The sequence below is a fragment of the Lacrimispora sphenoides JCM 1415 genome (genome assembly GCF_900105615.1).
Classification (GTDB): domain Bacteria; phylum Bacillota; class Clostridia; order Lachnospirales; family Lachnospiraceae; genus Lacrimispora; species Lacrimispora sphenoides.
This window is the reverse complement of sequence record NZ_LT630003.1, coordinates 4,934,484-4,959,751: the sequence shown is the minus strand read 5'-3', so window position 1 is coordinate 4,959,751 and position 25,268 is coordinate 4,934,484. Positions and strand designations below refer to the sequence as shown.

The window sequence follows — 25,268 nt, the reverse complement described above, 5'->3', positions numbered from 1 at the left end:
TCGTTCTTAAATTAAATTAAACCATTTTTCCCAAAAAATCAAGTACTTTTTTGAAAAATATTTTCCTTAAGCTTTTCCAACGGAGCCAAATAATTCCATCTTCTCTTTTACAGTTGCTTTAATAGCCTCTGTACCGGGGGCGAGAAGCTTACGTGGATCAAAGCCTTTGCCTTCTAAATCCTTGCCTGCCTCAATGTACTTACGGGTAGCTTCTGCAAAGGTAAGCTGGCACTCTGTATTCACATTGATCTTTGCAACGCCAAGGCTGATAGCCTTCTTGATCTGGACTTCCGGAATGCCTGTCCCACCGTGAAGTACTAAAGGCATATCGCCTACTTTCTCCTTGATGGCAGCCAGGGTCTCAAAGCTTAAGCCAGCCCAGTTATCCGGATATTTTCCGTGAATGTTGCCGATACCTGCAGCCAGCATGGTTACGCCTAAGTCTGCAACCTGCTTGCACTCATCAGGATCTGCACATTCGCCCATACCCACTACGCCGTCTTCCTCTCCGCCGATAGAACCAACCTCTGCTTCAATGGAAATTCCTTTTTCTGCACAGACTTTCACAAGCTCAGTCGTCTTTTCTACATTCTCAGCGATAGGATAATGGGAACCGTCAAACATAATGGAAGAAAATCCCGCTTCAATGCACTTATAGCAGCCGTCATAGGAACCATGATCCAGATGAAGTGCTACGGGAACTGTAATGTTTAATTCTTCGATCATGGCTTTCACCATAGCTGATACGGTCTTATAGCCTGTCATGTATTTACCAGCGCCTTCGGAAACACCCAGGATAACCGGGGATTTCAGTTCTTCGGCTGTCTGTAAAACAGCTTTCGTCCACTCAAGGTTGTTGATGTTGAACTGTCCAACTGCGTACTTTCCGTCTCTTGCTTTTTCAAGCATATCTTTTGCTGAAACTAACATATCACAAACCTCCATTTGTTTTTTTCTCTTGCTCTATATTATTATATACCATCTTACCCTATTTGGAAAGAATAATTTTTCCAGATTGTCTTTTTTATAACAAAGTTACATTTTGCTTTTATTTCCTCTATGCCTTATAATGGGGGCAGGTTCTAAATACATAATAGGAGATTTTTTATGAAACGAAAGATGTGGCAAGGCATTTTCCGCCGACAGGACTCTGAAACCACAGAAATGCAGGAACGCCAGGAAGGGATGGATCTCTTCTCCAGAAAACAGCTGCGCCAGTTGATTTTCCCCTTAGTCATAGAACAGATACTGGCTGTATTTATGGGAATGGCTGATATCATCATGGTAGCCTCCTGCGGCGAAGAAGCCGTGTCCGGCATATCCATCGTGGATACCATAAACGTCCTTCTGATCGGATTATTCGGGGCAATGGCCGCTGGTGGGTCTGTGGTAACGGCCCAGTACATCGGCCGGAAGGATGAAAAAAATGTCGCCAAAGCCTCAGGCCAGCTATTCCTGGCTGTGGGCGGGCTTTCCATGGCCATTATGGCAGTGACCCTGATCTTTAATGGGCAGCTTCTAAGGCTCATATACGGTGAGATCGGCCAGGAGGTCATGCGTAACGGGAGAATTTATTTCTATTTATCCTCCCTCTCTTATCCATTTCTGGCATTTTATAACAGCAGTGCAGCCCTTTTCAGGACAGCCGGAAACTCCAAGGTATCCATGCAGGTCTCCCTGGGTGCCAACCTCTGCAACATCGCAGGAAACGTCCTGTTAATTTATGTATTTCAAATGGGCGTGGCAGGCGCCGGGCTTTCCACCCTGTTTTCCAGGATCCTTTCCGCAGTGGTTATGTTTGCCCTTCTTAAAAAGCAGAGCAATTTCCCTATTGAGTTCCGTCTGCGCCCGGACAAGAGGATGCTGCGCCAGATCCTCTACATCGGCATACCAAACGGCCTGGAAAACAGCATATTCCAGCTGGGAAAGCTTTTGCTATCCAGTCTGACCGCCAGCTTCGGTACCATGGCCATTGCTGCAAATGCGGTAGCAAGCACCATCTGCGGCCTGGAAACTATCCCTGCAAGCGCCATAGGTATAGCCCTGGTAACGGTTGTGGGACAGTGTGTAGGGGCCGGAGAACTGAAACAGGCCCGCAAATATATGGGAAAGCTTTTAAAAACAGCATATATCTGTCTGTGGATATTAAACCTTGCCATCATACCGTTTTTAAATCCCATATGCAGCCTGTTTCATCTATCGGGCGAGACCAGCGCCCTGGCTTATAAGCTGATGCTTTACCACAGCATCTGCTGTATGATAATCCATCCCCTGTCCTTCTGCCTGACCAACGGACTGCGGGCCGCCAATGACGTCCGTTTTACCATGACTGTTTCCATCTGTTCCATGTGGATCTGCCGTATTGTCATGGCCTACGTATTAAGCCTTTATTTTGGCCTTGGACTTATGGGAATCTGGATCGCCATGACCATCGACTGGCTGGTTCGCGCCATCTTCTTCTCCACCCGCGTCTTAAGCGGAAAATGGTGCCGGTATGCCAACCGGAACATCCGTTAGCTTAAAAAACTTATAACTGCTTCTTTCATCTTATCCGCATCGCACACTGTATCATGATGTACAGGTGCGGTGCGGATTTCTTCTACTGCCTGGGGAACGGGAACCTTAGATATCTCTGCCAGATGATCGATGATCCGGAATTCATCCGGCTCCTCCTGTACTCCTTCAATGGCTTCCAGAACGCTTCCTGCAAACTTATATGGGCTTGCCGTGGAGGCAATGATATTCTTTGCCTGATCCTTTGTCTCTGCCTTGTATTGGTCATATACGCATGCTGCAACACCGGTATGGGGATCGATTAAATAGCCGGTATCCTCAAAAACCTTCTTAATGGCTGCCTTGGTTTCCTCTTCTCCTGCAAAACCTCCCATAAAATCTACCATAAAGTGCTTCATACCGGCGGTTACCGTATAGCTGCCTTTATCGCCCAGTTCCTTCATAAGAGCCGCATTGGCTCCTGTATCACATCCGGCACTTAAATAAATCAGGCGCTCTAAATTGCTGGATATTAAAATATCCATGGACGGAGAACTGGTGAGGATAAAGTCCCGGTTCCTGTCATAGGTCCCGGTCTGAAAGAAATCATAAAGAACCTTATTTTCATTGGAGGCACAGATAAGGGTCTTAATGGGAACTCCCATCTGCTTTGCCAAATAGGCAGCCAGAATGTTTCCAAAGTTTCCCGTAGGCACGGTAACATTGATTTCTTCACCGTCAGAAATCTCTTCACAGGCAAGGAGCTTTGCATAGGCGTAAACATAATAGACCACCTGGGGAACCAGCCTGCCGATGTTAATGGAGTTGGCGGAAGACAGCTGAAAGCCCTTTTCATCAAGCATGCGGGCAAATTCCTTATCTCCGAATATCTTTTTGACCCCTGTCTGAGCGTCATCAAAGTTTCCATGAATGGCGGCCACATGGGTATTTTCCCCTTTCTGGGTTACCATCTGAAGCTCCTGAACGCGGCTTACGCCATCCTTTGGATAAAATACGATGATTTCCGTTCCTTCCACATCGGCAAAACCGGCCATAGCAGCCTTTCCTGTGTCGCCGGAGGTAGCGGTAAGGATCACGATTTTATTTTTTACCTGATTCTTTTTTGCCGCAACGGTCATCAGATGAGGAAGAATGGAAAGAGCCATATCCTTAAATGCAATGGTGCTTCCATGGTATAATTCCAGATAATAGGCTCCATCAGCCTTGGCAAGAGGAGCGATCTCCTCTGTATCGAATTTGCTGTCATAAGCCTGTTCAATACAGCTCTTTAACTCCTGGGAACTGTAATCCGTAAGGTACAGCTTCATGACCTCATAGGCTGTTTCCTGGTATGTTAACGCCGACAACTCTTTCATGGATTTGTCAAGCTTTGGGATAAAACATGGCATAAACAGGCCGCCGTCTGCTGCCAGACCCTTTAAGATTGCCTGGGAAGCCGTCACACCGGCTTCGCCGCCCCTGGTACTTTGATAGGATATTTCCATGGTATTTTATTCCTTTCCTGCTCTCTTATAATGTCGATGGATCAAAAACCTTGCCAGCATTGTAGCACACTTTCTTTAACGGTGCAAGAAAAAAGGGCAAAAAAGTTTTCACTCAACGGACGATTGTATCTACTCCAAAGACACTAGGGTTCCATTTTTATTCTCTATATGGTAAGATACAACCATGGATACAGAAAGGAGAGACAGCTTCATTGAGATACGAACACATGCTGACAGGGATCTTTGTAAGCCGGCCCAACCGTTTTATTGCCCACGTCCTGATCTCAAAAGAGGGGTATGGAGAAGCGGAAGTGATCTGTCACGTTAAAAATACAGGGCGCTGCCGGGAGCTACTTATCCCCGGTGTTAAGGTGCTGGTGCAGTTTCATCCGGAGGCCGCGGCTCTTGGAAGAAAAACAGAATACTCTTTGATCGGGGTATGGAAAGAACGGGAAAATGGCGGGCCGCTCCTCATCAATATGGATTCCCAGGCCCCCAATCAGGCGGCGTACGAATGGCTGCAATCCATCCGGGAAAATTCTCCCCTGCCTTTTCATCAGACGGAGGATACACCTTCCCTTTTCAGCCCGGCCATAAAGGATATCAGGCGGGAAGTCACCTACGACCAGTCACGGTTCGATCTGGCTTTTCAGGCGGTGCTGCCGGGAAAAAAGGAAACGCATGGAGAGGAAATCCCTGCATTCATGGAAGTAAAGGGAGTCACCCTGGAGGAAAACGGCCTTGCCATGTTTCCTGATGCGCCGACGGTGCGGGGAGTAAAACACATGGAGGAGCTTATTAATGCCCACAGGGAAGGGTATGAGGCTTATATCCTGTTTGTCATCCAGATGAAAGAGATGGAAGCATTTACGCCTAATAAAAAAACGCATCCGGAATTTGCGGATGCGTTAAAAAGGGCGAAGGAGGCCGGGGTACATATTTTAGCATATGATTGTGTCGTTACGGAGGATTCCCTCTCCCTGGACATGCCTATACCGGTCTATCTGACGTGATAAGTGAGGAAGCTTTTCAAAAGGAAGAACAAACATCGTATAGCGAATCTGCAGCAGCCGTCTGCACAATGGAATAACAGCCATCATATAAAAAACCTGCCGGGAAAAGTCCTTGCTTTTCCCGGCAGGTTTTTATTTATATATTCAGTGCGATAAGTCAATCGGATATTCGCAATCCGCTTCGCTATTTGATGAGGTTAAATTAAAATTTCCGCCCTCCGCCTCCCATAGTACGTCCAGAGGAGGTATGGGTAGTACTCCTGCCGCCGGAGGAAAAACCGCCGCCGCCCCCGCCTGTATTCCCCTGATTCCGTGGAATGATCATATAGGTCACGGTTTTGTTCACCAAATGGTCGAACTGGTCCGAATACCGGAACTGACAGTTTGCACGATAGGCCATCAGCGAGTTCTTAGCCCCGCCTCTCTCCTTTTTCATGGAATACCGGCTGGTTACTCCCCTACAGGCTGAGGCCGCTGCAATAAGCCCGATAAGGGCCGCCAGGGCTGCCTCATACCACCGGATGCTGCGGTAAACACTTATTTTTCCTGTCTCTTTATCATAATTATACTGTCCTCCGGGAATTCCGGCCTTGTAATATTTGGTCACACCGTCCAGAAAGCTCCCGGCACAAGCTCCGTAATTCTGATTACTTATCTCGTCATAAGCGGAATCCAGAATGGAATTCCAGCGCTTATCCGTTAAGAAGCGGTTCATCTTTCCTACCGGAAGGATGTAAAGCTCCCTGTTATCCATGTCGATCAGGAACAATACCCCGCTGTAATCCTTTCCAACCCCGTAGGCTCCTCTTATGTAGAAATCCTCCGCATATTGTCCGGCCGACTTTCCACCTGCCTGGTCTGTGGTTGTGATCACCACATCCATGTTCATTTCTTTTCTCATCGCCTGGATCTGAGTTTCAAATGTCTCTATTTCTTCCTGGGAAAATAGTCCGGCTTCATCATATACCCGCTTTTCCCCTGATGCACCTCCCGGGCTTTGGCTTTCGGCAAAAGCTTTCATGCCACCGGAAAGAATGATCAGAAACAGAAGAACCATGAACAGTAAAACGGTTACCTTGCTTATCCGAAGGAACAGTCCGTTTGTTTTCATCATATCAGATACCCCACAATCAGCATAGCAAGAAATACGGGCAGGAATATTTCCATAAACAGAAGCATCAGTTTGTTCCGGTCCACAGGAAGCTTACCGCATACCTTACCGGTCTGCCCATTCACTGTAAAATAATACATCTGGTCCTTTGCCCCGTCGTGGTAGGTTAGAGTCCACACCGGCAAAAGTGCATACTCCCATCGTTCGTCCTCCAGGCGGACGGATTGATTCTGAACCCTCACAGAATCATAGGAGGTAATGCTGTTTTTTAAGGACTGCTCGGCAAACAGGCGTACCTCTGACTTTACATCCTCAGAGAATTCCTGCTCTCCCATGTCCCGCCGTTCTGCCACAAAGCCGGATAGATACCCCATGGAAAAGGGCTTCATCTTCTCCGTTTCAAACGGCAGAACGCCCTCCACCAGCTCCCGGTTGGACTTCTTGAGGGCATTACGTGGCACGAATTTTACGGGCATAGAGCCCTCCCTGCGGACATCATAGGTCTGAGTTTCCGTATAACGGCGGTCACCGCTTACCCAGACCCGCAGACGGTCTGCTTTTGCATTCAGGCTTCCCTCCGCCCGGCAGCTGTAAAGCATGTAAGGAAAATATACACCGGAAATCTTCTCGATCTGGTTTTCACTGTAAAAAGCTTTTGGAACAAACCGTTTCTTTTTCATCCATTGCTCAAAGATTTCCACGGCCCGCTTCTTTTCCATTGCAAATGGAACCACATAATCCGGATGGAATTCCCCGGTCAGCCTGCCCGATAAGATCACCGGGTTATGGCAATAGTAGCAGAAGGTGGCTGCAGTGGTCTCATCCGTTACGATCTCGGCACCGCAGCTTGGGCAGGTATAAAGGACAGGCTCTCCGTCCTGTTTCTTTGCCTTGGGAGCCTCAGGCTCCCTGCTTTTCTTTTCTGCCTTAGGCTCCTGCGGCTCCCCGCTCTCTGTTTCCTTCTGGTTGAATTCTGATAAGCAGTATTCACAAGCATACTTCTGCTTTTTCGGATCAAAGATAAGCGGCCCGCCGCAATTTGGACATTTATAGCTTATGATCTCACTCATGGTCTTGGTTTTCCACACTCCGAACAAAATCTGCCATTGTTTACAGTTTTACATTCACAGGTCCATGTTCCTGCCGGCTTTGGGTTTCCGCATTCCGGACAGAATTTTCCTGTATTCACACTTCCGCAGCCGCAGGTCCATTGGCTTTCCGAAGGGCTTTCGGCCTTACCCGCTCCGCCTGCCGGGGTCCGTTCCATGGAATTTTCCTGCTGGGCCCGGTTCATCTGCATCTGCTGATAATTGGCATTTGAGGCTGCTCCCATAAAGCCGCCGCCAGTATTCATACCCATGTTCATACCCATAAATCCTGCCATGGAACCATTGGCATTGCTTCCTGCCGCTTCAAGGCCTCTGGCCACTGCTCCCTGCACATAGCCCTCCCTGACCCCGGGATCGCTTAGCATGGCGCCCTGGTTGCGCATCTGGATCAGCTTCTTTGATTCCTCATCATAGGAAATACTGGCGATTCCCACGGACTGGATCTCGATTCCTCTCTGATCCTTCCACTGGTCGTCAAGGACACCCGCCATATACTGTCCCAACTCTCTTCCTTTTGAAGCTACATAGGAGATCCGGATGCCATCGGCGGACATCTGGTTGATCGATGACTGAAGAGCCTCTAAAAATTCAGATAAATACTGGGCATTGATGTCATCTACCTCGACCCGGGAAGCATTTTTCGGTATGGCTTCCCCATAGAACAACAGAGGGTCTGTTACCTTGATGGAATACGTACCGTGGGCCCGCAAAAACAATTCCGCATTATAAAACTGATCGAAATAGTTGATGGGATTGGGAGTACCGAACTTAATCCCTTTAATCTCCTGTAAGTTGATGAAATACACCCTCTGGGAAGTGGGTGTCTGGCCGCCGAAACGGATCCGGTCAAAGGATTCCTTTATGGCCTCATCGAACTGACCGTTAAAGAGGGATGGAAGGGAAGAATTTTTCACGGTAAAATAACCTGGTTCTCCGGTGTAATCAATCACCTTTCCGCCATCGACCAAAATCATGAACTGATTGGGGTAAACATGAATGACGGAACCATCAGATACCGTATATTCTGTGCTCTTTGTATTGGATCCCTTCCGGATTTTCACTCCGCTGGTGAATACGGTCTGATCTCCCATATTGCCTGCTTCTATCACTTCAAGCCACTGGTCTGCCAGTGAACCTCCTACTGCGGTAGTAAGTGCCTTAACAATTCCCATGTCATTTCCTCCTTAACGGTTTTTATTCGATGAGTGAACTCATCTTCACTCTCTTTCGCTCATTATATCATGAACCTGCGGTTCCTGATCGTCATTCGCCGTTCGTGCCGATGAGTAAACTCATCTTCACTCTCTTTCGCTCATTATACTACACCATTAATCGGTTGGCTATACTGTTCCTCTCATCATGGAAATTTCTTTTGCGTACCCGGAAAGGTCATTGGGCGTTTCCAGATAAAAAGGAAGGCCCTTTAAAGCCGGGTGAACCGTCATCCGCTTCAGAGCCTCATAACCAATAAAGCCTTCTCCGATTTTTGCATGACGGTCCTTGTGAGCCCCAAGAGGGTTCTGGCTGTCATTTAAATGGATCGCCTTTAATCTGTCCAGGCCGATAATCCGGTCAAACCGGTTTAAGACTCCGTCCAGATCACCGGCAATATCATAGCCTGCATCCCATACGTGGCACGTATCCAGGCAGATGCCCATATGATCCTTTTGCTCCACACGGTCCAGGATCTCCCGTAACTCTTCAAATTCCCGTCCTACCTCGCTGCCCTTGCCGGACATGGTCTCTAAAAGGACGGTGGTATGAAGTTTGGGTGTCAGAACCTGATTCAGCATGTCTGAAATATAACGGATCCCGTCCTCTGTTCCCTGTCCCACGTGGCTTCCCGGGTGGAAATTGTAGCAGTTTCCGGGAGTGTATTCCATACGGTCTAAATCATCCTTCATGGTATCCCTGGCAAGGGTCCGAAGCCCTTCATCCGCGGAGCAGGCATTTAAAGTGTAAGGCGCATGGGCCAGGATCCGGGTTATTCCATGTTCCATGGCAAAGGCCAGGAAACGATTCACATCATCAGGGTTCATGGCCTTGGCCTTGGTTCCCCTGGGATTCCTTGTAAAAAACTGAAAGGTGTTGGCATCAATCTTTATAGCCTCCTTCCCCATGGTAAAATAGCCTTTTGAGGAAGACAGGTGACATCCGATCGTAAGCATAAAAACCTCCTGTCATTTTATTTTTCTTATCTTTTTTCCTTTAGACGGACTAATGGCCTTTACGGCGATGAACATGAATATTGCAGCCAGGGCCAGCTGGATAAAAATGCTTAAGACCACCCAGTTTTCCATGATAAAGTTATCCGGATGAGGGCCGAACCAGCTGTTTAAACTTCTTACCACCTGACTATCCCCTGTCTGACCATTGATCATTGCATAGAAGGTAGCTACCGGGTTTAGCAGAAGCAGATACAAGCATGCACCGGAACTGGTCTGATCCGCCATACCTCCCACAGTCATGGCATAGGTGCTGCTTATGTTCATCCGGGCCATGGAAAGGGCAAAGACATTGACCGCATAGGTACCTGCGCCAATGAGGACCAGAACTCCATAGCTTACTACTGTGGCGATGGTCGACCGCTTGAACAGGGTGGAAAAACAGATTCCCATGCTTCCGCAGAGAAGGGCCACTGCCAGGTAGCAAAAAAGCAAGAGTACTACGTCATAAATCATCACTCCCCCATATACAAAGGATACGGCCAGAAGAGGAAAACTGGACATGATCATGAGGAACATGGTGCTAAAGGATGAGGTAAACTTTCCCCATATGATCTCCCATGGCTTTAAGGTCGTGGTAAGAAGAAGGTCAAGAGTCTGGCGTTCCCTCTCTCCGCTGATGCTTCCTGCGGTCAGCGCCGGCATGATGAACATCAGCATTACAAATTCCACTGCAGCCACGAATATGTACAAATTGGTAAATGAAGAATACTGGATCTCCGCAGTCAGCTTTACCCGCTCCACTACGGAGTACATATTAAGCAAAACTACCAAAGCCAGAATCGTATTAAAAATCGCCAGGATCAGCGCAAGACGGAAGCTTCTGGAGCTGACCGTTGTCTCCCGCTTATAAACCGGATTCAATTTCATGTACAAGCACCGCCTTTTCTTTATCATGATCCGTGATCTGCATAAACAGGGATTCCAAGCTTCCCTGCTCCCTGTAGAAACCATGTACCAGCACCTCGGCATCCACCAGCTGTTGCAAAAGAAGAGCCTCATCCTGGTTATCTCCAATGAAATTCACCCGGATGTCCTCGTCTTTCACCGCTATGGTCTGGACACAGGGCTGGCTTTTTAAGATGGTCAGCGCCTTATCCTTATTTCCAAGAACAGAAATGATCAGAGGGTTGGTAGCATTGACCCTGCGTAGAATCTCCTCCATGCTGCCGCTTAAGATCATCTTTCCCTGGTCAATGACCCCAATGTCCGTACACAGCTCGGAAAGCTCGGAAAGTACATGGGAACTGATGAATATGGTCTTCCCCTGTTCCTTTAATTCCTTTAAGATCTCCTTAAATTCAAACCTGGTTCTTGGGTCCAGCCCTGAGGTCGGTTCATCAAGGACCAGCAAAAGGGGATCGTGGATCAGAGCCCTTGCCAGGCAGAGCCGCTGCTTCATACCTCTCGATAAGCTGTCTACGTAAAAATTCACCTTATCCTCCAGCCCTACCTGCTCTAAAAGGGTCATATACCGGGTCCTGCCCTTAAGCCCGTCGATTCCATAGCAGGAAGCAAAAAACTCCATATATTCGTTGACTTTTAAATTGTCATATACGCCGAAAAAATCCGGCACATAGCCGATTTTCATTTTTAATTTATCTAATCCCCCGGACACATCCACGCCATCGATCATCACCTGGCCGCTGTCGGCAAAAAGAAGCCCTGTCATGATCTTGATGGTGGTGGTCTTTCCTGCTCCGTTAGGTCCTACGAAGCCATAAAGAGATCCCTGGGGGATACGAAGATCCAGGCCGTTTAAGGCATGGAATTTTCCAAACTTTTTCCGCAAATCCTTAATCTCTAACATCATTTATCCCTTCCTGCCACTGTCAGCATTGGCAGAGTCACATACCAATTATTCTCAGATGTATTGTCACATACATACTTTACAGTCAGCGTGTTGCCGGGAGACAGATAAGGGGTCAGTTCCCAGGCTTTATAAACCGATTTATTGGGGTCCATGGCATCGTAATTTCCAGTGTCGTGATTGTAGAAATAAATATTTCCTTTAAAGATGGTGGCGTAGTAAAAGCTTTCGCTGTTTAAAAACTCGTCAGAGAGGTTTTCAAAGGTCAGCGTTTCCACCTCCAGATCATTTCCAAGAAAATACTCCAGAGCTACCGGGTCTACGCCGTAAATGGCGTTGGAATCCGCATAATACTGCCCGCTTACCACCGTAGGTGTTTTCATGAGGGCGGACCGGGAGGTCTCTCCATTGTTCTTTGTCTTTACATTAATGGTAGATGTAAACATGGACATGCCGAAAGTTTCATAATTCCCTCCGGCAAGGAACTGGCTGTCTGACTGGTCCTTGCTGAAAGCCACGATTCTGGCCTCCGGATTATAGAATGAGGAATATTTATCAAGATAAAAGCTTAAAATGTTGGTCCTTGATAAAGCCAGCATGTAAGCCGGATCCTCGATGTCCGCTTTGGGATACTGATAGCTTCCCGTTACCCGGGCAGATACCAGGAAGGAATTGTTAATGGGATAATTGATGACAGGAAGCCCGTTTAAATTCATGGTCTCTCCTGGCTTTAACTCTTCAATGACCACCATTTTCCCGTACATCAGGATTCCAACCTTTTCTACCTGGAAAGGATATTCATTGGTCACAGTGCCATATATGTTCCCCTCGAACAAGGTGATGTCACCGATAAGGCCCTTATGCTCTGTATTGGAAGTCCGTTTCCTTAAGGAATAATACTTGGGGGTAAATGCTGCTGCGTTCTGGACCGAAACCCTGGTGTCCGTTTCCCCATAGGATATATTCACCTTATAGTCCTCATTTCCCATAAATCTGGGAACCGGCTTCATCTCATAGGAACTGCTTCTGGTGATGGGAAGCAGATCATATGACGGATCCAGGGCAATGGTATATGCCTTATTATAAGGCGTCCTCATGTTGATATAAGTATATTCGTCTACATAGTCCGACCTAGTATCCAGTATGGTCGCATAGGTAAAAAAGGTATCCTTAAACCTGGTTCCTACTCCCATTAAGTATACGATTGCCGCAAAGGCCAGGGAAACTGCTGCAACCGCGGTCCGGTAATACCTTCTCCGCTCCTGCTTTTTCAAAAACAGGTACAGCCCCGGGCCCACCAGCACAATATATCCCAGGATCACTGCAGCATAAACCACCAGGTTCGGCAGCTTATCTAAGTTTCCGGTATTTAACATATTCTGCACGGACCAGAACTGGCCGGAATTTCCGCTGTATAGGTAGGAGGACAAATCATTTAACTTGGTTTCTCCCAAAAGCGCCGTAAAAAGCTTATCTACATAGGAACGCTGGACCTGGCAAAAGGAAGCGATATCCACAAAATCATAGGCAGCAACGCCTACCTTTCCTTTTCCCTTTGATACAGAAGTAAGGACCGGGAATTCATCATTGGAAAGCACTCCTGCTCCACCTTTTAAGGAAACGTCTGCACAAACCAGTTTCATGAAGGAATCTCCAGGACCATTGGAGGAATATTCCACTCCCATGTCCACGGATTTTTCCGATGGAGGTGCATAATCATCTTCAAGGATATCAGATCGGAAGGCATAAAGGGTATCATCCACCCGGCTGCCGGTTCCCAGAAGAAGGATCCCTCCTCCTTTCACCCATTCCCAAATTGCAGACACCTGGTCTGTGGACAGCCTTTTTGTATCGTAATCCGTAATGACCAGCACATCTAAAAGGTCCAGACCGATGACATTATCCGGCATCTTTTCTGTATCCATCTCAAAGGTCTTGATCCTGACAGAGCTGTAATTCACCCCCACCCCATCCATATAGGAAAGAGTATCCGGCTCATCAGATAAAACCCCCACAAACAGTTCTGCAATATCTGCCGTAACATTCATTTTTAAGCGTTTGCGTATCAGCTCTTTTCCCTGGGAGTCCAGAAGCTTCACATAAAGAACATCTGCCCTTCCCACCGGAATATCCAAGGATTCCTCCGAGGCTTCAAAAGCCTTTAAGGTAACCGGGTACTCGTATTGGTAAATGTCATAATCCGATTCCATGGCAATCGCCTGTACCGTTCCCTGAAATTCGGAATCCAGCTGGTTTTTTAATGAAAAATTTACCGGTACGTAACGTCCGCTTTTTGCATTTCCCTCATATCCATAGGAAACATCCATGGAAACCCCGGAATTCGTAGCCGCATAATTTCCGTCTGCAAAGGAATTCCCTGTATCCATTCCGGCCGGTGTTTCATTTGCCATACCGAAAGCAGGCAGCGTAACGCTGCCTGCTATGGTGACAACCATGGCACAAATCAGGGATATCTTTCTGAATTTCATTCTCTGTCACCCTATCTTTCCAAAGTTCTCTTTATTAATATCAAAATCCACCTGCAGCTTAATCGTAAATACCGTTCCGGATAAATCACTGGTCACATGAATGGTTCCGCCGTGCATATCCACAATATTCTTTGCAATGGCAAGCCCCAGCCCCGTTCCCCCTGTATTGGTAGACCGGGACTGTTCCACGCGGTAAAACTTATTGAAGATAAGAGGCAGCTCTTCCTCCGGGATCACGTAACCGTAATTGATCACCTGAATGGTAACCAGTTCTTCGCTGCCATGGACCTTTACCAGGATGCGCTTTCCATCCGCTCCGTATTTGATGGCATTGTTGATCAGATTGTCAAACAGACGGGCCAGAAGGTTGCCATCCGCCGAGATCATCTGGGCGGGAACATTGCTTTGAAGCTCATAAGATAGGTTCTTATCCACAAAACTGGGATAAAATTCTTCCAACAGCTGACTTAAGAGCTTCACCACGTCCACCTTGGCTACGTGCATGGAGATCTTCCCATAGTTCAGCTTTGTAAATCCGAATAAGTCCTCAATCAGCTTTTCCAGCCGCTTTGTCTTTACGTATGCAATCCCTATGTACTTTTTCTGGACTTCCGGATCAAGCTTAGTTTCTCCGGACAAAAGTTCCAGATACCCGATGATGGAGGTTAAGGGTGTCCTTAAGTCATGAGCAATATTGGTAATAAGCTCGTTCTTGGTACGCTCCGCTTCCCGTTCCTTATCCATGAGGCCTCTTAAATCTTCCACCATCTTATTTAAACTGGCAGCCATGACAGAGAATTCATCATCCCCTTCAATGTCAACCGTAATATTTAAATCTCCCTCAGAAATGCTCTGCATGGCATCAGAAATCCGGCTGATGTAACGCATGGACTTTTCCTGGAGAAGGAGAAAGGTGACCGTGAATATTCCGATCCCGAAAATCACATAAATCAGGATCACTACTACATCAAAGGATGTGAGCATCTCAACAAATGCATTATCCTTTTGTGTGTTTCTCATGTAGGAGGCTACCAAAGATACATTGGTTACCAGAAATATCTCGATCAGGACCGTGACGACTGCACTGTAAAAAATATTGGCAATGACCCGGGTATGAAAACGACGGTTAAGATCACTTTTCAATTTTGTATCCTACCCCCCAAACAGTGGTGATGATCTTGTTCTGTCTGGTATCCTCTTTCATCTTTCCCCGCAGCCGTCTGATATGTACCATAACTGTGTTGTTTGCCTCATAAACCTTTTCATTCCACACCTTTTCAAAGATCTCATCGGTGCTGAACACTCTTCCGGGATTAGAGGCCAGTAAGTAAAGGATGTCAAACTCAATGGGGGTGAGCTTAATCTCTTCCCCATAAACAGTCACCTTATGGTTATCCTTGTTAATGGTCAGTCCTCTTATTGCGATTTCATTCTTAGCAGCTTCATTTACCGCACTGTTGGGGTTTAACTGGGTATAACGGCGAAGCTGGGATTTTACCCGTGCCGTCAGCTCCAGAGGGTTAAAGGGTTTTGTCACGTAGTCATCTGCCCCGGTTCCAAGTCCCAGTATTTTGTCCAGATCCGTGGACTTGGCGCTGAGCATGATGATGGGAATGTTATTGGTCTCCCGTATTTTTTTACACATTTGCAGGCCATCCATTCCTGGCATCATGATGTCTAAAAGTACCAGATGGATCTGGGTCTTTTCCAGAACTCCCAGTCCTTCTTCCGCATTATTCGCTTTATATACTTTATAGCCATCACTGACCAGATAGATCTCCACCAGGTCTGCAATCTCTTTCTCATCATCCACAACCAAAATGCTTATTGTCTCGGACATGAAAATACCTCCCTTGTCGTTATGTAAGCGGCTTTTCTCTTTTTATGAGAAAAATCCTGCATCCATTTTACCACAAGAAAGGTATCTTTGCCTTACTATTTTCTTACAAAAAAGCTATAATTCGGTAACTATGGGGCACACTTCCATTGGCTTACTCCTGACTTTCCGTAGGAATAAACACCCGGCTGCCTACCGGATCCAACTTGCCAAGCTCCGCTTTCACATTCTGGATGGCCTCTTCACAGAACATCTCCTGGCTGTTGACCAGGACCTTGCCCCTTTTATCAGGTTTCTCATAGGTTCCGTCGGCTTTTAAGATATGAGCCTTCACATTATCCTGAAACTGCACCTTAAGGAGATGGATGATCTGCTCCTGCAGCATTTCATCTTCTACAGGGAACATGATCTCCACCCTTCGGTCTAAGTTTCTTGGCATCCAGTCGGCGCTTCCCATATACAGCTCCGGACTGTTGTCATTTTCAAAATAGAAGATCCGGGAATGCTCCAGGAAATTACCAACAATGGAATGGACCTTAATTGTTTCACTTAAGCCCGGAACTCCCGCCTTTAAGCTGCATATCCCGCGGACGATCAATTCGATCTTCACTCCTGCGCAGGAGGCCTCATAAAGGGCCGCTATGATTTCCTTATCGCAAAGGGAGTTCATCTTGGCCATGATATGAGCCGTTTTCCCGTTTTCTGCATTTTTCGTCTCCCTGCGGATCAGCCTTAAGAATCTGGCCCGCAGCCAGATAGGAGCCATCACCAGCTTATTCCAGTGAAGCGGCTCGGAATAGCCTGACAGCATGTTGAATACGGCGGTGGCATCTTCCCCGATCTGAGGGTTGCAGGTCATAAGGCCAAGATCCGTATAAAGCTTTGCTGTGGAATCGTTATAGTTTCCGGTGCCTAAATGAACATAACGGCGGATGCCATCCTCTTCTCTGCGTACCACCAGAGTGATCTTGCTGTGAGTCTTTAAACCTACCAGTCCATAGATGACATGACAGCCGGACTTCTCCAGCTTTTTTGCCCAGTTGATATTATTTTCCTCATCAAAGCGGGCCTTTAGTTCCACCAGCACCGATACCTGCTTGCCATTGTCGGCGGCCTCTGCCAAAGCGGCAATGATGGAGGAATTTCCGCTGACCCTGTAAAGGGTCTGCTTGATCGCCAGGACTTCAGGGTCACTGGCTGCGGTTTTTACAAAATTTACCACAGGGTCAAAGGTCTCATAAGGATGATGAAGCAAAATGTCGCCTCCGCGGATGTTGGTAAATATGTCGTCCTCGTTCATAAGCCTTGGAACCTGCTGGGGAATATAGGGAACTGCCTTTAGATGGTTAAAGCCTTTCATTCCGTACATCTTCATGAGAAAGGTCAGATCCAGAGGACCTGCGATCTCAAAGATATCGGCGGAGCTGATGCTTAATTCCCGTTTCAGTATTTTTAACAGTCGTTTATCCATCTTTTCTTCCACTTCCAGACGGATAGCCTCGCCCCACTGCCGTTTCTTAAGCTGTTTCTGGATCTCCTCCAGAAGGTCCTCCGCTTCTTCCTCATCTATGGTAAGATCTGCATTTCTCATGATGCGGAAGGGATGGGCGGTAATGACGTTGTAATTTAAAAACAGGCTGCCGATATTCCGTTCAATGATCTGTTCCAATAAAATGACCGCCCGTTCATCCTTTTTTCCGGTGGGAAGCTCAACGATCCTCGGAAGAACGCTAGGTACCTGGACCATGGCAAATTCCAGTTCATCTTCCCCGCTTTTTTTCTGAAGGAGAGCCGCGATGTTTAAGGATTTGTTTCGGACCAGCGGAAATGGCCTGGATGAATCCACAGCCATGGGAGTGAGCACCGGATATACATTTCTTTCAAAATAGCTGTCCGCATAGCTTCCCTCTTTTTCGCTTAGGTCCTCATGGACCTGAACCACCCGGAGTCCATTCTGTTTTAATGCAGGCAGAAGAGAACGGTTATAAGTAGAATACTGCAAAGCAACCAGCTCATGAGTCCGCACGCTGATCTTTTCAAGCTGTTCCGACGGTTTTAGGCCTGCAATATCCGGCTTTGTATATTTAGCATGGACCATATCCTTTAAGGAAGCCACCCGGACCATATAGAATTCATCCAAGTTTGAGGCTGTGATGCTTAAAAACTTCAGCCGTTCAAAAAGAGGAAGGTTTTTATCTCTCGCTTCACTGAGCACGCGGTAATTGAATTCGATCCAGCTCAGTTCCCGGTTTACATAATTCTCAGGATTGTTGTATATTTCATCGGTGCCTGTCATCAGGATAACCTCCTCTTCTGTTTTAATATGGGCCTTATACCGAATATTTCTTCAAAAAAATCTGCTTTTTGCCGGAATGCCATGGATTCCAGGGTAATATCGCCCTCATAAGAGACGGTCACCACCAACTGTCCGTTCTTTACGCTCATATGGGTGTCTGACAGCTTCTGCTTGTGGCTGCGGTCCAGGGAATTGGCAAGCCTTAAAATGGCTGTCAGCTTTCCCACAAGTATGATGCTGTCCTCATGAGAAAATTCTCCTTTTGTATTCCGGAACACCTCTTCGCTTAAATGGATCCTGTTATAATCAAATTCCACCCCATTGTAGCGGACCGCATTGGCGATGATCTCCCGCTCCATATGGGACAGACCGATGATCTCTGTTGACATGATGATATGGTAGGCAGATTCGCTGGGGTTTCTCATGCTGATAAATTTGCCGCAGGCGTGAAGGATGGCGGCAATCTGCAAAAGAAGCCTCTCTCTCTTTCCCATTCCGTGATATTTCTTCATGCTGTCAAAGATATCTACCACGAATTTTTCCATATTCACCGTATGAGGACCATGGCATTTATAGCGCTTTGCCATATTGCGGGAGGCCGCAAGAATGTCCTCGGAAAAATCATGGTTGAATTTCACTGCCTTTGTCTCCTCTGCAAATTCGGCGGCAATGCTGTCGCATAAGCGGATTCCCGGAATCCAGAAAAGCTCTGCCTTGGTCAGTTCCAAAACTCGTTTAAAGATGATAGCCGCCGGAACCAGGAGGGATGCGTATTCCGAATTAACTCCAAACCGTTCCTGAATCTGGTCTAAGGACATTTCTACAATTTTTTCATAAAAAAACGCGAATTCCTCTGCAGTGACCCGCTCCACTGGCTTTCCGCCGCGGCTGCCCCGGGACAGATATAGGATGCTTTCTCCTATCCCGATCAGATTTTTGATCTCCCTGTCCTTTAAGTAAACCTTGCGGAATGTATATAGTTCATTATCCACCATTTCCTCGATCAGGGTATTCTGCATCTGGTTATCGACTTGTACGGTCCCCATCATTTCACGGATCCTTAAGACACCTAACATCAGGTTATGGGTGGAAACCAGGGCATCCCTGTCGAAAAGGGAAACCTGCATGCTTCCAAAGCCCACATCCACAATGGCTGTACCTTTTTGTATGATCTTATGGAATTCCGCATCCTTTGAGGCGATGGCCTTATAACTGATAAATCGCTGCTCGGAGTTGCTGATGACCCGCACTTCGATACCGGTCCTCACCCGGATCTGATCCAGCACGATCCGGCTGTTTTTCGCTTCCCGCAGAGCACTGGTTGCGTAGGCCCGGTACCCGATCACCTTATAAGACTGCATGATATCCGCAAAATCCTTTATGACCTGACACATCTCCTCCACCAGCTCATAGCTGATCTTTCCATCATTATAGGTGTCCCTTCCAAGAGCAATGACATGACGGACATGGTCCACCTTACGGATTCCTGTCTTAGCAGAAATCTCATAGATACCAAGCTCCAGTTCAAACGATCCAACATCAATGGCGGCAAATAATCGTATTGCCATACCTTTCCTCCTTACTGCCCATTCGTCATCAGCTTTTTAAATATCATCTTTCTTTTCAGTTGTTCCCAAAAGGTGTGTAATAAACTGGCTTGCCGTTCTGCCTGATAAGCCTCCGTGGTTTAGTTCCCATATATTTGCTTTTGCATACAATTCTTCCAGAGACATGTTTATATCGCTGCGGGCGGCCAGCGCCCCTACGATCTCCTGGAACTCTCTTCTGTCCGGCGAGCCGTAATAGATGGTCACACCAAAGCGGGCCACCAGGGAAAGCTTTTCCTGGACGGTGTCATTATTATGTAAGTCATCATCCAGCTCCCTTTTGTCACTGAATTTTTCCCGTATGAGATGCCTGCGGTTGGAAGTGGCATAAATCAGCACATTACCCGGCTTTTTCCCAAGGCCGCCTTCAATGATCGCCTTTAAATACTTATACTCCAATTCAGAATCCTCAAAGGATAGGTCATCCATGTAAATAATAAATTTGTAATTCCGATCCTTCACCTGTTCCTGGACCTTTGAAAGGGATTTGAATTGATGCTTATAGACCTCGATGATCCGAAGCCCTCTGTCATAATATTCATTGAGCATGGCCTTAATGCTGGAGGATTTTCCGGTTCCGCTGTCACCGAACAGCAGGACGTTATTGGCAGCCCGCCCGTTTAAGAAAGCCTCCGTATTTTCGATCAGCTTCTGCTTTTGGAGCTGGTAGCCGATGATGTCATCTAAATGGACATGTTCAATGCTGGTGATAGGAAGGATCTGAGGCTCGCCGATTGCCTCCTCGATGCGGAAGGCTTTATTAAGGCCGAACTTCCCTACTCCGAACCTGCGGTAAAACTCTGTTATCTCAGAAGCAAAAACAGCCTCATCCTCAGCTTCTTCCAAGGCAACGGCCAGGGCAACGATCTGGTCCCTGATCCTCTTATTATAGATCTTACTGCTGCCATCTGCCGTCTGGTAATCGGAAAGGGCGGTCCATATCCCCTCTCCCCGGTTTAAACGGTCCAGTTTTCGGATGTCATGATCAAACAAATCCTTTATGACCCGGAAATCATGAGCAGCCAGTTCATTTAAAGTCCCTTCGATGGGGCCTACGATCTCACAGGAGGTACTATAGGCATTTTCATTGTTTGCAAGGCAGAATGCTAAAAAACAATGCCAGAGATTCCCCTCAAAGCCATAGGAAGCCGCCAGCTCAATGAGCTGACCGGCGCAGGCATAGGAATCCGGCATTGTTTCTCTTTCCGACCCCGATTCCAGGCTCAGGAGCCCGGCGATCTTGTCAAAAAGTTCACGATGATTCAAATTACGGTACAAAATCAATTCCTGGGATTTCATAATTTGCCTCCTAAATGAATCAGGCAGATATGCGGACACATCCAGCTGATTCACAAATTTAAGGTTGAAAGATGCTGTTCTTTCAACCTTTTTCCTTCTGTAGAATAATAAGTCACACAGCCTCTAATAATTTCCCAAAACCCTCATATTGCTTCCCTCTTCAGAGATTCCCTTTAAGGCATTCTGAATGGAGGCATCACTTAAATTCCCCTCAATATCTATAAAAAACCGGTATTCCCAGTTCCTTCCAAGAATGGGCCTGGACTCGATCATCATCATGTTGACCCCGTTATAGATAAAATTGCTCAGCATATTATAAAGAGAACCGCTCTTATGGGGCAGTTCAAAGCTTATGCTTATTTTTCCCGCATCTTCCCGGTATACCGGCTCCTTTGACAGGATGATGAACCGGGTCGTATTGTTTTTATTATGGTTGATGGAAGATTTTAAAACCTTCAGCCCGTAAATTTCCCCTGCGATCTCACTGGCCACCGCCGCCTGGGACGGATCACCATCCTCAAAGACCTTTTTGGCAGCTATGGCAGTATTCTCCACGCTGATCTGCCTCCAGTCCCTGTTGGCATTTAAAAATTCAGAGCACTGCATAAGGGCCTGTGGGTGGGAAAACACCGTTTGGATGTCCCCCTCCTTTGCCTCCGAAAGCCCAAGCAGCGCATGGTCTACGGAAAGGAAGGTTTCCGCCACAATGTAATTGTGATATTTTATAAGTAAGTCATAATTATGGGTAACCGCCCCTGCAGAGGAATTCTCAATGGGCAGAACCGCATAATCAGCTGCTCCTGCCTCCACCTCTTTCATGGCATCTTCCCAGGAGTCCACATGGTAAATATCTGCATCGGCTCCAAAATATTTTAGTGCCGCCTCGTGGGTGTAGGCGCCTTCCACTCCCTGATACACCACCCGTGCATGATTGACTGAAATACTCTTTACCGGCCGGAAATCATATTCCGCCTTAAGTCCGTGTTCCGCCATAAGCTTGTACTGGAAATGGCGGCTAATGGTCATCATCTGAGTGAACAGCTCCCTTACCGCCTGTTTATGGAATTCATCTTCCACCATACCGGTCACAGCCTCGATCTTCTGCTGCTCCCTTTCCTTGTCATAAACCTGCTTACCTGTTTCAATCTTATATTCAGCCACCTGGCCGCTAAGCGCCATCCGCTTTTCAAATAACGATACAATCTCACGGTCAATCCCGTCAAGCTGTTTTCTGATTTCCTGTAAATCCAATGTCTTCATGGGTCTTATCATTCCTTTTTCTTATCTGATATGTGCTTAAGCCCTGTCAGAAATCTTTCCCTGGCTTTTCAGTTCTGCTTCCAGCATGGCCTTTATCTGATTCTCTACATAAGCGCCTGGGAATTTCCGAAATTCCGGTTCCAATTCCTTTGTATAAAAGGGCTTGCCAAATTCAATCGTCACTTGAGAGGGAAGCATGCGGGGAAATTGCCGCTCAAACACCTCCGCAGTTCCGGTAATTGCAACCGGTACTACCGGACAGCCGCTTTTTTCCGCAATTTTAAGGCTTCCTTCCTTAAAAGGAATGAGATCTAAGGGACTCTCCTCCCGGTTCCTGGTACCTTCCGGGAAGATCCAGACAGAAACACCTCGTTTTACCTGATCGATTCCTGTGAGTATGGTCTTTAAGCCTTCTTTTAAATTCTTCCTGTCTAGAAACAGACAGTTTACATACTTCATCCAGGTGGAAAGCAGAGGAATCTTCTCCATTTCTTTTTTTGCCACAAATCCCATAAGGTCGGGAACCGTGACATAACCTACAAGAATATCAAAATAGCTCCTGTGATTTCCAACGTACAAAACGGCCCGGTCTGAAGGTATATTCTCCTTACCCTTAACCGTGATGCTCACGCCTGCCATATGAAGAATGATCCGGAAAATCCATTGGACCACCGCCAGGCTCTGGATATCCCGCTGGCGGCGGTCCTTTTTACCGGTCAGCCATTCGAAAATAATGACCGGAATGCTTAAAATCAAAAATATGATGACTGTTGCTGCTACAAGAATAAAACGTATCATTGGTCTAGCCCTCCATTTCATCTATTATATAAAATGGTGACTTTAATTACAATACTACCCGCCTTTCTTTTTTGTAATTTGTTCAAACAACAGTCCTGTGGCAAACCACAACGGTGCAAAGTCCAGACGGATCAGCCCGTCTATGTTGGAGTTTCGCCCCGTATAATCCCACGGGCACATCCCTCTGCCCCGCAAAAGGGAGCCGGCAAAATATTCCGCCACAAAAATGAGAACCATGTAAAGAAATCCATGGCGGATAGCAAGATCCGCTTTCTTTGCCGTAAATCCTGAACCGGGATTCACCCACCGGTCAATAAGATCTCCAATGGGACCTAAAAGTGCTCCGCAGCCATAAATAGGAAACATTAATAGGGACGTCTGCCCCATAAGCCGCCAGTCTTGGCGCAAAATGGATTCCGTGGAGGTAAAGATAACCTCCAGGCACCAACCTGTCACCCCGCATTTGCAAAAATTAAGTGGCAGTTGTTTTAAGTTTAATTGTGATAGTGTTTTCATACCCTTCATTATGCGCCGGTTAATGGGATATTATGTTCTTATGTTAAAGAATTCTATAATAGAGGAGACAACAATCTGCTCCCCTGTTCCTTGATCCGGATGAAAAGACTCCTCTCTCCATACACCTCTCTTGTGATCTCTTTGCACACCTTTAGGTCCTCCAGGAACAGAGCTTCCAGCCTGCGGGTCGTCTCCTCGTCATAGATTACCGCATTTACTTCAAAATTTAACTCAAAGCTTCGGATATCCATATTGGCAGTGCCATAAGAGCTGACCTTTCCGTCGGTCATGACCCCCTTGGAATGGAGAAACCCGTTTTCATAGGTATAGCACCTGGCCCCGGCAGATATCAAATCCCCCACATAGGAATAGGAAGCCCAGTAAACAAAAGGATGATCCGGCTTACAGGGGATCATCAGCCTTACATCAACACCGGAACGGGCAGCTACTGACAAAGCGGTAAGCACAGCATCATCAGGCACAAAATAAGGTGTCTGGATGTAGATATGATCCCTGGCCTTTGAAAAGAGCCGGATATAATTATCCCGGATCTGGCGGCTCCTTGCATCCGGGCCGCTTGCAATGATCTGGATTCCAAGATGTTTTCTCTCGTCATTTATGTCAACCACGCCAAGGAAATCCAGACAGCTTCCATCTTCATCTTCACAAAAATATTTCATATTCCGGAACAGGTTTTCTCCTGTCGCATAATTCCAGTCCAGGGCAAAGCGGATCTGAAGGCTTAGCACAGACCCTCCCTGCAGCTTTAAATGGGTATCTCTCCAATAACCGAACCTGGTATCCTTTGAAATATATTCCCGGCCGATGTTGAAGCCTCCCACATATCCGACCCTGTTGTCAATGACCACGATCTTTCTGTGGTTTCTGTAGTTTACACGAAGCTGAAGCCTGCCGAGTATGGGCGGGAAAAAGATTCCTACCTTTACCCCGTTTTCCTTGAGCTGGTTCCATTTATCCTTACGCATGAAACGCCCTCCCATACCGTCGCAGAGAATGCGCACTTCAACTCCTGCTCTGGCCCGCTCTATGAGGATGGGAATTATAGAGTCAAACACTTCATCGTCCTTAATAATATAATACTGCAAATGAATAAAATGGGCTGCATTGGAAAGCTCCATTCTCAAGTCTTTAAATTTTTCTTCCCCGTCCGTAAAAATCTCAACCGTATTATCAACGGTCAGCACAGATCCGGAAGTCTCCAGATTGTACAGCACAAGATCCTCATAGTCACGGGACAAAGACGATACCAGGCTGATATCATGGCTTTTTAAAAATTCTTCCTGGTTCTTTGCGGAATAACGCACCCGGTCTTCCACTTCCTTAATCCGGAACATCTTGCCCTTTCGCATATCCTGGCCCAAAAGCAGATAAACAAGAATACCGAATACGGGAACAAAATACAGGGCCAGGAGCCAGGTCCAGACTGCCTTGGGATCACGGCGCTGAAAAAATACGATAATAATTGATAGAATCAGGTTGATATAAATCAGATGATCAATCAGCCAGTTCCAAATATCAACTGCCTGCAAAAAAATCGTTTCCATAACAAATCCCTCCTGTCTAAGCGGTCACGATCCGCCTTATGCGGGCAATGAGGCATACCTCATAGCTTTCTTCGGGATATTTAATTGCAGAAAAGGACCACCGCTGATGCGATGACCCTTTTATACAAACTGATTTCTCTCCCTGTTATAATGATAATCAATCGCAGCCAGAGAAAGGGTCAGGTCATTCTCCTGGATCCCAAGACTATGGCAGCATTCCTCAAGAGAAGGATAATAATCTCTTAACTGAGTATTGACATAGCTTAGCAGCATCACCGGATCTTTAGGTATATTAAACATTTTTTCCTCCTCCTATTCTGTTAACATATTTATTC

The 25,268-nt window shown here is 46.8% G+C and carries 21 protein-coding genes; 2 read left to right on the top strand and 19 right to left on the bottom strand.

All coding sequences use genetic code 11. The features are described from left to right. Positions 1-66: 66 nt before the first annotated feature. A complete protein-coding gene (gene fba, locus BMX69_RS22315) occupies positions 67-930 on the bottom strand; it encodes a class II fructose-1,6-bisphosphate aldolase (RefSeq protein ID WP_100043570.1) in 864 nt (287 codons plus the stop codon). A gap of 177 nt (positions 931-1,107) precedes the next feature. Here fba and BMX69_RS22310 point away from each other — a divergent pair, with 177 nt between their 5' ends. Next, a complete protein-coding gene (locus BMX69_RS22310; RefSeq protein WP_100043569.1) occupies positions 1,108-2,517 on the top strand; it encodes an MATE family efflux transporter in 1,410 nt (469 codons plus the stop codon). On the opposite strand, the gene thrC is transcribed toward BMX69_RS22310, so the two are convergent. After that, the gene (thrC, locus tag BMX69_RS22305) at positions 2,514-3,998 is read right to left on the bottom strand and encodes a threonine synthase (protein WP_100043568.1); all 1,485 of its coding nucleotides are present in this window, start codon (positions 3,996-3,998) and stop codon (positions 2,514-2,516) included. The genes BMX69_RS22310 and thrC overlap by 4 nt on opposite strands. 212 nt (positions 3,999-4,210) lie before the next feature. Here thrC and sfsA point away from each other — a divergent pair, with 212 nt between their 5' ends. After that, positions 4,211-5,011, top strand: a complete 801-nt coding sequence (gene sfsA / locus BMX69_RS22300; protein ID WP_100043567.1) for a DNA/RNA nuclease SfsA — start codon at positions 4,211-4,213, stop codon at positions 5,009-5,011. Between the two features lie 202 nt (positions 5,012-5,213). Here the strand turns inward: sfsA and BMX69_RS22295 are convergent, their stop codons facing one another. The 17 genes from BMX69_RS22295 to BMX69_RS22215 all read right to left on the bottom strand — a co-directional run bounded on the left by BMX69_RS22295 (position 5,214) and on the right by BMX69_RS22215 (position 25,233). Continuing rightward, positions 5,214-6,125 (bottom strand): TPM domain-containing protein, encoded by a 912-nt coding sequence (locus tag BMX69_RS22295; RefSeq protein ID WP_100043566.1) that lies wholly within the window; start codon positions 6,123-6,125, stop codon positions 5,214-5,216. After that, a complete protein-coding gene (locus BMX69_RS22290; protein ID WP_100043565.1) occupies positions 6,122-7,192 on the bottom strand; it encodes a TFIIB-type zinc ribbon-containing protein in 1,071 nt (356 codons plus the stop codon). Before BMX69_RS22290 ends, BMX69_RS22295 begins: the two co-directional genes overlap by 4 nt. After that, entirely contained in the window at positions 7,189-8,403 is a 1,215-nt protein-coding gene (locus BMX69_RS22285) for an SPFH domain-containing protein (protein ID WP_100043564.1), read from the bottom strand. The genes BMX69_RS22290 and BMX69_RS22285 overlap by 4 nt, the downstream gene beginning before the upstream one ends. Positions 8,404-8,571: 168 nt before the next feature. Further along, complete coding sequence (locus BMX69_RS22280; RefSeq protein WP_100043563.1) at positions 8,572-9,399, bottom strand: deoxyribonuclease IV; 828 nt, start codon at positions 9,397-9,399, stop codon at positions 8,572-8,574. Positions 9,400-9,411: 12 nt separating this feature from the next. Next, complete coding sequence (locus BMX69_RS22275; protein ID WP_100043562.1) at positions 9,412-10,326, bottom strand: ABC transporter permease; 915 nt, start codon at positions 10,324-10,326, stop codon at positions 9,412-9,414. Beyond that, a complete protein-coding gene (locus tag BMX69_RS22270; protein ID WP_025231217.1) occupies positions 10,304-11,266 on the bottom strand; it encodes an ABC transporter ATP-binding protein in 963 nt (320 codons plus the stop codon). The genes BMX69_RS22275 and BMX69_RS22270 overlap by 23 nt, the downstream gene beginning before the upstream one ends. Continuing rightward, entirely contained in the window at positions 11,266-13,755 is a 2,490-nt protein-coding gene (locus BMX69_RS22265; RefSeq protein WP_100043561.1) for a hypothetical protein, read from the bottom strand. The genes BMX69_RS22270 and BMX69_RS22265 overlap by 1 nt, the downstream gene beginning before the upstream one ends. Positions 13,756-13,761: 6 nt before the next feature. Next, positions 13,762-14,898 (bottom strand): sensor histidine kinase, encoded by a 1,137-nt coding sequence (locus BMX69_RS22260; protein WP_025231215.1) that lies wholly within the window; start codon positions 14,896-14,898, stop codon positions 13,762-13,764. Further along, entirely contained in the window at positions 14,888-15,595 is a 708-nt protein-coding gene (locus BMX69_RS22255; protein WP_100043560.1) for a response regulator transcription factor, read from the bottom strand. The genes BMX69_RS22260 and BMX69_RS22255 overlap by 11 nt, the downstream gene beginning before the upstream one ends. Positions 15,596-15,746: 151 nt before the next feature. Then, positions 15,747-17,888, bottom strand: coding sequence for an RNA degradosome polyphosphate kinase (locus tag BMX69_RS22250; RefSeq protein ID WP_100043559.1), 2,142 nt, complete (start codon positions 17,886-17,888; stop codon positions 15,747-15,749). Continuing rightward, a complete protein-coding gene (locus tag BMX69_RS22245; protein WP_100043558.1) occupies positions 17,888-19,456 on the bottom strand; it encodes a Ppx/GppA phosphatase family protein in 1,569 nt (522 codons plus the stop codon). Before BMX69_RS22245 ends, BMX69_RS22250 begins: the two co-directional genes overlap by 1 nt. A gap of 36 nt (positions 19,457-19,492) precedes the next feature. Next, positions 19,493-20,794 (bottom strand): ATP-binding protein, encoded by a 1,302-nt coding sequence (locus BMX69_RS22240; RefSeq protein ID WP_100043557.1) that lies wholly within the window; start codon positions 20,792-20,794, stop codon positions 19,493-19,495. Between the two features lie 123 nt (positions 20,795-20,917). After that, positions 20,918-22,054, bottom strand: coding sequence for a prephenate dehydratase (gene pheA / locus BMX69_RS22235; RefSeq protein ID WP_100043556.1), 1,137 nt, complete (start codon positions 22,052-22,054; stop codon positions 20,918-20,920). A gap of 36 nt (positions 22,055-22,090) precedes the next feature. Continuing rightward, entirely contained in the window at positions 22,091-22,852 is a 762-nt protein-coding gene (locus tag BMX69_RS22230) for a lysophospholipid acyltransferase family protein (RefSeq protein WP_100043555.1), read from the bottom strand. A 54-nt stretch (positions 22,853-22,906) separates the two neighbouring features. After that, on the bottom strand, positions 22,907-23,377 hold the full coding sequence (locus tag BMX69_RS22225) for a putative ABC transporter permease (RefSeq protein WP_100043554.1): 471 nt from the start codon (positions 23,375-23,377) through the stop codon (positions 22,907-22,909). 44 nt (positions 23,378-23,421) lie between these two features. Next, positions 23,422-24,933 (bottom strand): cardiolipin synthase, encoded by a 1,512-nt coding sequence (cls, locus tag BMX69_RS22220; RefSeq protein ID WP_054790808.1) that lies wholly within the window; start codon positions 24,931-24,933, stop codon positions 23,422-23,424. Between the two features lie 120 nt (positions 24,934-25,053). Continuing rightward, positions 25,054-25,233: a DUF4250 domain-containing protein gene (locus BMX69_RS22215; RefSeq protein ID WP_025231206.1), complete on the bottom strand. Its 180-nt coding sequence runs from the start codon at positions 25,231-25,233 to the stop codon at positions 25,054-25,056. Between the last annotated feature and the right edge of the window lie 35 nt (positions 25,234-25,268).

What these genes read in the sequence shown, in the direction of transcription:
- BMX69_RS22230 (WP_100043555.1), bottom strand. Translation starts at nt 22,852, where the DNA reads ATGATACGTTTTATTCTTGTAGCAGCAACAGTCATCATATTTTTGATT.
- BMX69_RS22270 (WP_025231217.1), bottom strand. Translation starts at nt 11,266, where the DNA reads ATGTTAGAGATTAAGGATTTGCGGAAAAAGTTTGGAAAATTCCATGCC.
- BMX69_RS22290 (WP_100043565.1), bottom strand. Translation starts at nt 7,192, where the DNA reads ATGAGTGAGATCATAAGCTATAAATGTCCAAATTGCGGCGGGCCGCTT.
- BMX69_RS22245 (WP_100043558.1), bottom strand. Translation starts at nt 19,456, where the DNA reads ATGGCAATACGATTATTTGCCGCCATTGATGTTGGATCGTTTGAACTG.
- BMX69_RS22255 (WP_100043560.1), bottom strand. Translation starts at nt 15,595, where the DNA reads ATGTCCGAGACAATAAGCATTTTGGTTGTGGATGATGAGAAAGAGATT.
- BMX69_RS22225 (WP_100043554.1), bottom strand. Translation starts at nt 23,377, where the DNA reads ATGAAGGGTATGAAAACACTATCACAATTAAACTTAAAACAACTGCCA.
- BMX69_RS22310 (WP_100043569.1), top strand. Translation starts at nt 1,108, where the DNA reads ATGAAACGAAAGATGTGGCAAGGCATTTTCCGCCGACAGGACTCTGAA.
- BMX69_RS22240 (WP_100043557.1), bottom strand. Translation starts at nt 20,794, where the DNA reads ATGAAATCCCAGGAATTGATTTTGTACCGTAATTTGAATCATCGTGAA.
- BMX69_RS22280 (WP_100043563.1), bottom strand. Translation starts at nt 9,399, where the DNA reads ATGCTTACGATCGGATGTCACCTGTCTTCCTCAAAAGGCTATTTTACC.
- pheA (WP_100043556.1), bottom strand. Translation starts at nt 22,054, where the DNA reads ATGAAGACATTGGATTTACAGGAAATCAGAAAACAGCTTGACGGGATT.
- BMX69_RS22250 (WP_100043559.1), bottom strand. Translation starts at nt 17,888, where the DNA reads ATGACAGGCACCGATGAAATATACAACAATCCTGAGAATTATGTAAAC.
- cls (WP_054790808.1), bottom strand. Translation starts at nt 24,933, where the DNA reads ATGGAAACGATTTTTTTGCAGGCAGTTGATATTTGGAACTGGCTGATT.
- BMX69_RS22275 (WP_100043562.1), bottom strand. Translation starts at nt 10,326, where the DNA reads ATGAAATTGAATCCGGTTTATAAGCGGGAGACAACGGTCAGCTCCAGA.
- BMX69_RS22295 (WP_100043566.1), bottom strand. Translation starts at nt 6,125, where the DNA reads ATGATGAAAACAAACGGACTGTTCCTTCGGATAAGCAAGGTAACCGTT.
- BMX69_RS22265 (WP_100043561.1), bottom strand. Translation starts at nt 13,755, where the DNA reads ATGAAATTCAGAAAGATATCCCTGATTTGTGCCATGGTTGTCACCATA.
- fba (WP_100043570.1), bottom strand. Translation starts at nt 930, where the DNA reads ATGTTAGTTTCAGCAAAAGATATGCTTGAAAAAGCAAGAGACGGAAAG.
- thrC (WP_100043568.1), bottom strand. Translation starts at nt 3,998, where the DNA reads ATGGAAATATCCTATCAAAGTACCAGGGGCGGCGAAGCCGGTGTGACG.
- BMX69_RS22285 (WP_100043564.1), bottom strand. Translation starts at nt 8,403, where the DNA reads ATGGGAATTGTTAAGGCACTTACTACCGCAGTAGGAGGTTCACTGGCA.
- BMX69_RS22215 (WP_025231206.1), bottom strand. Translation starts at nt 25,233, where the DNA reads ATGTTTAATATACCTAAAGATCCGGTGATGCTGCTAAGCTATGTCAAT.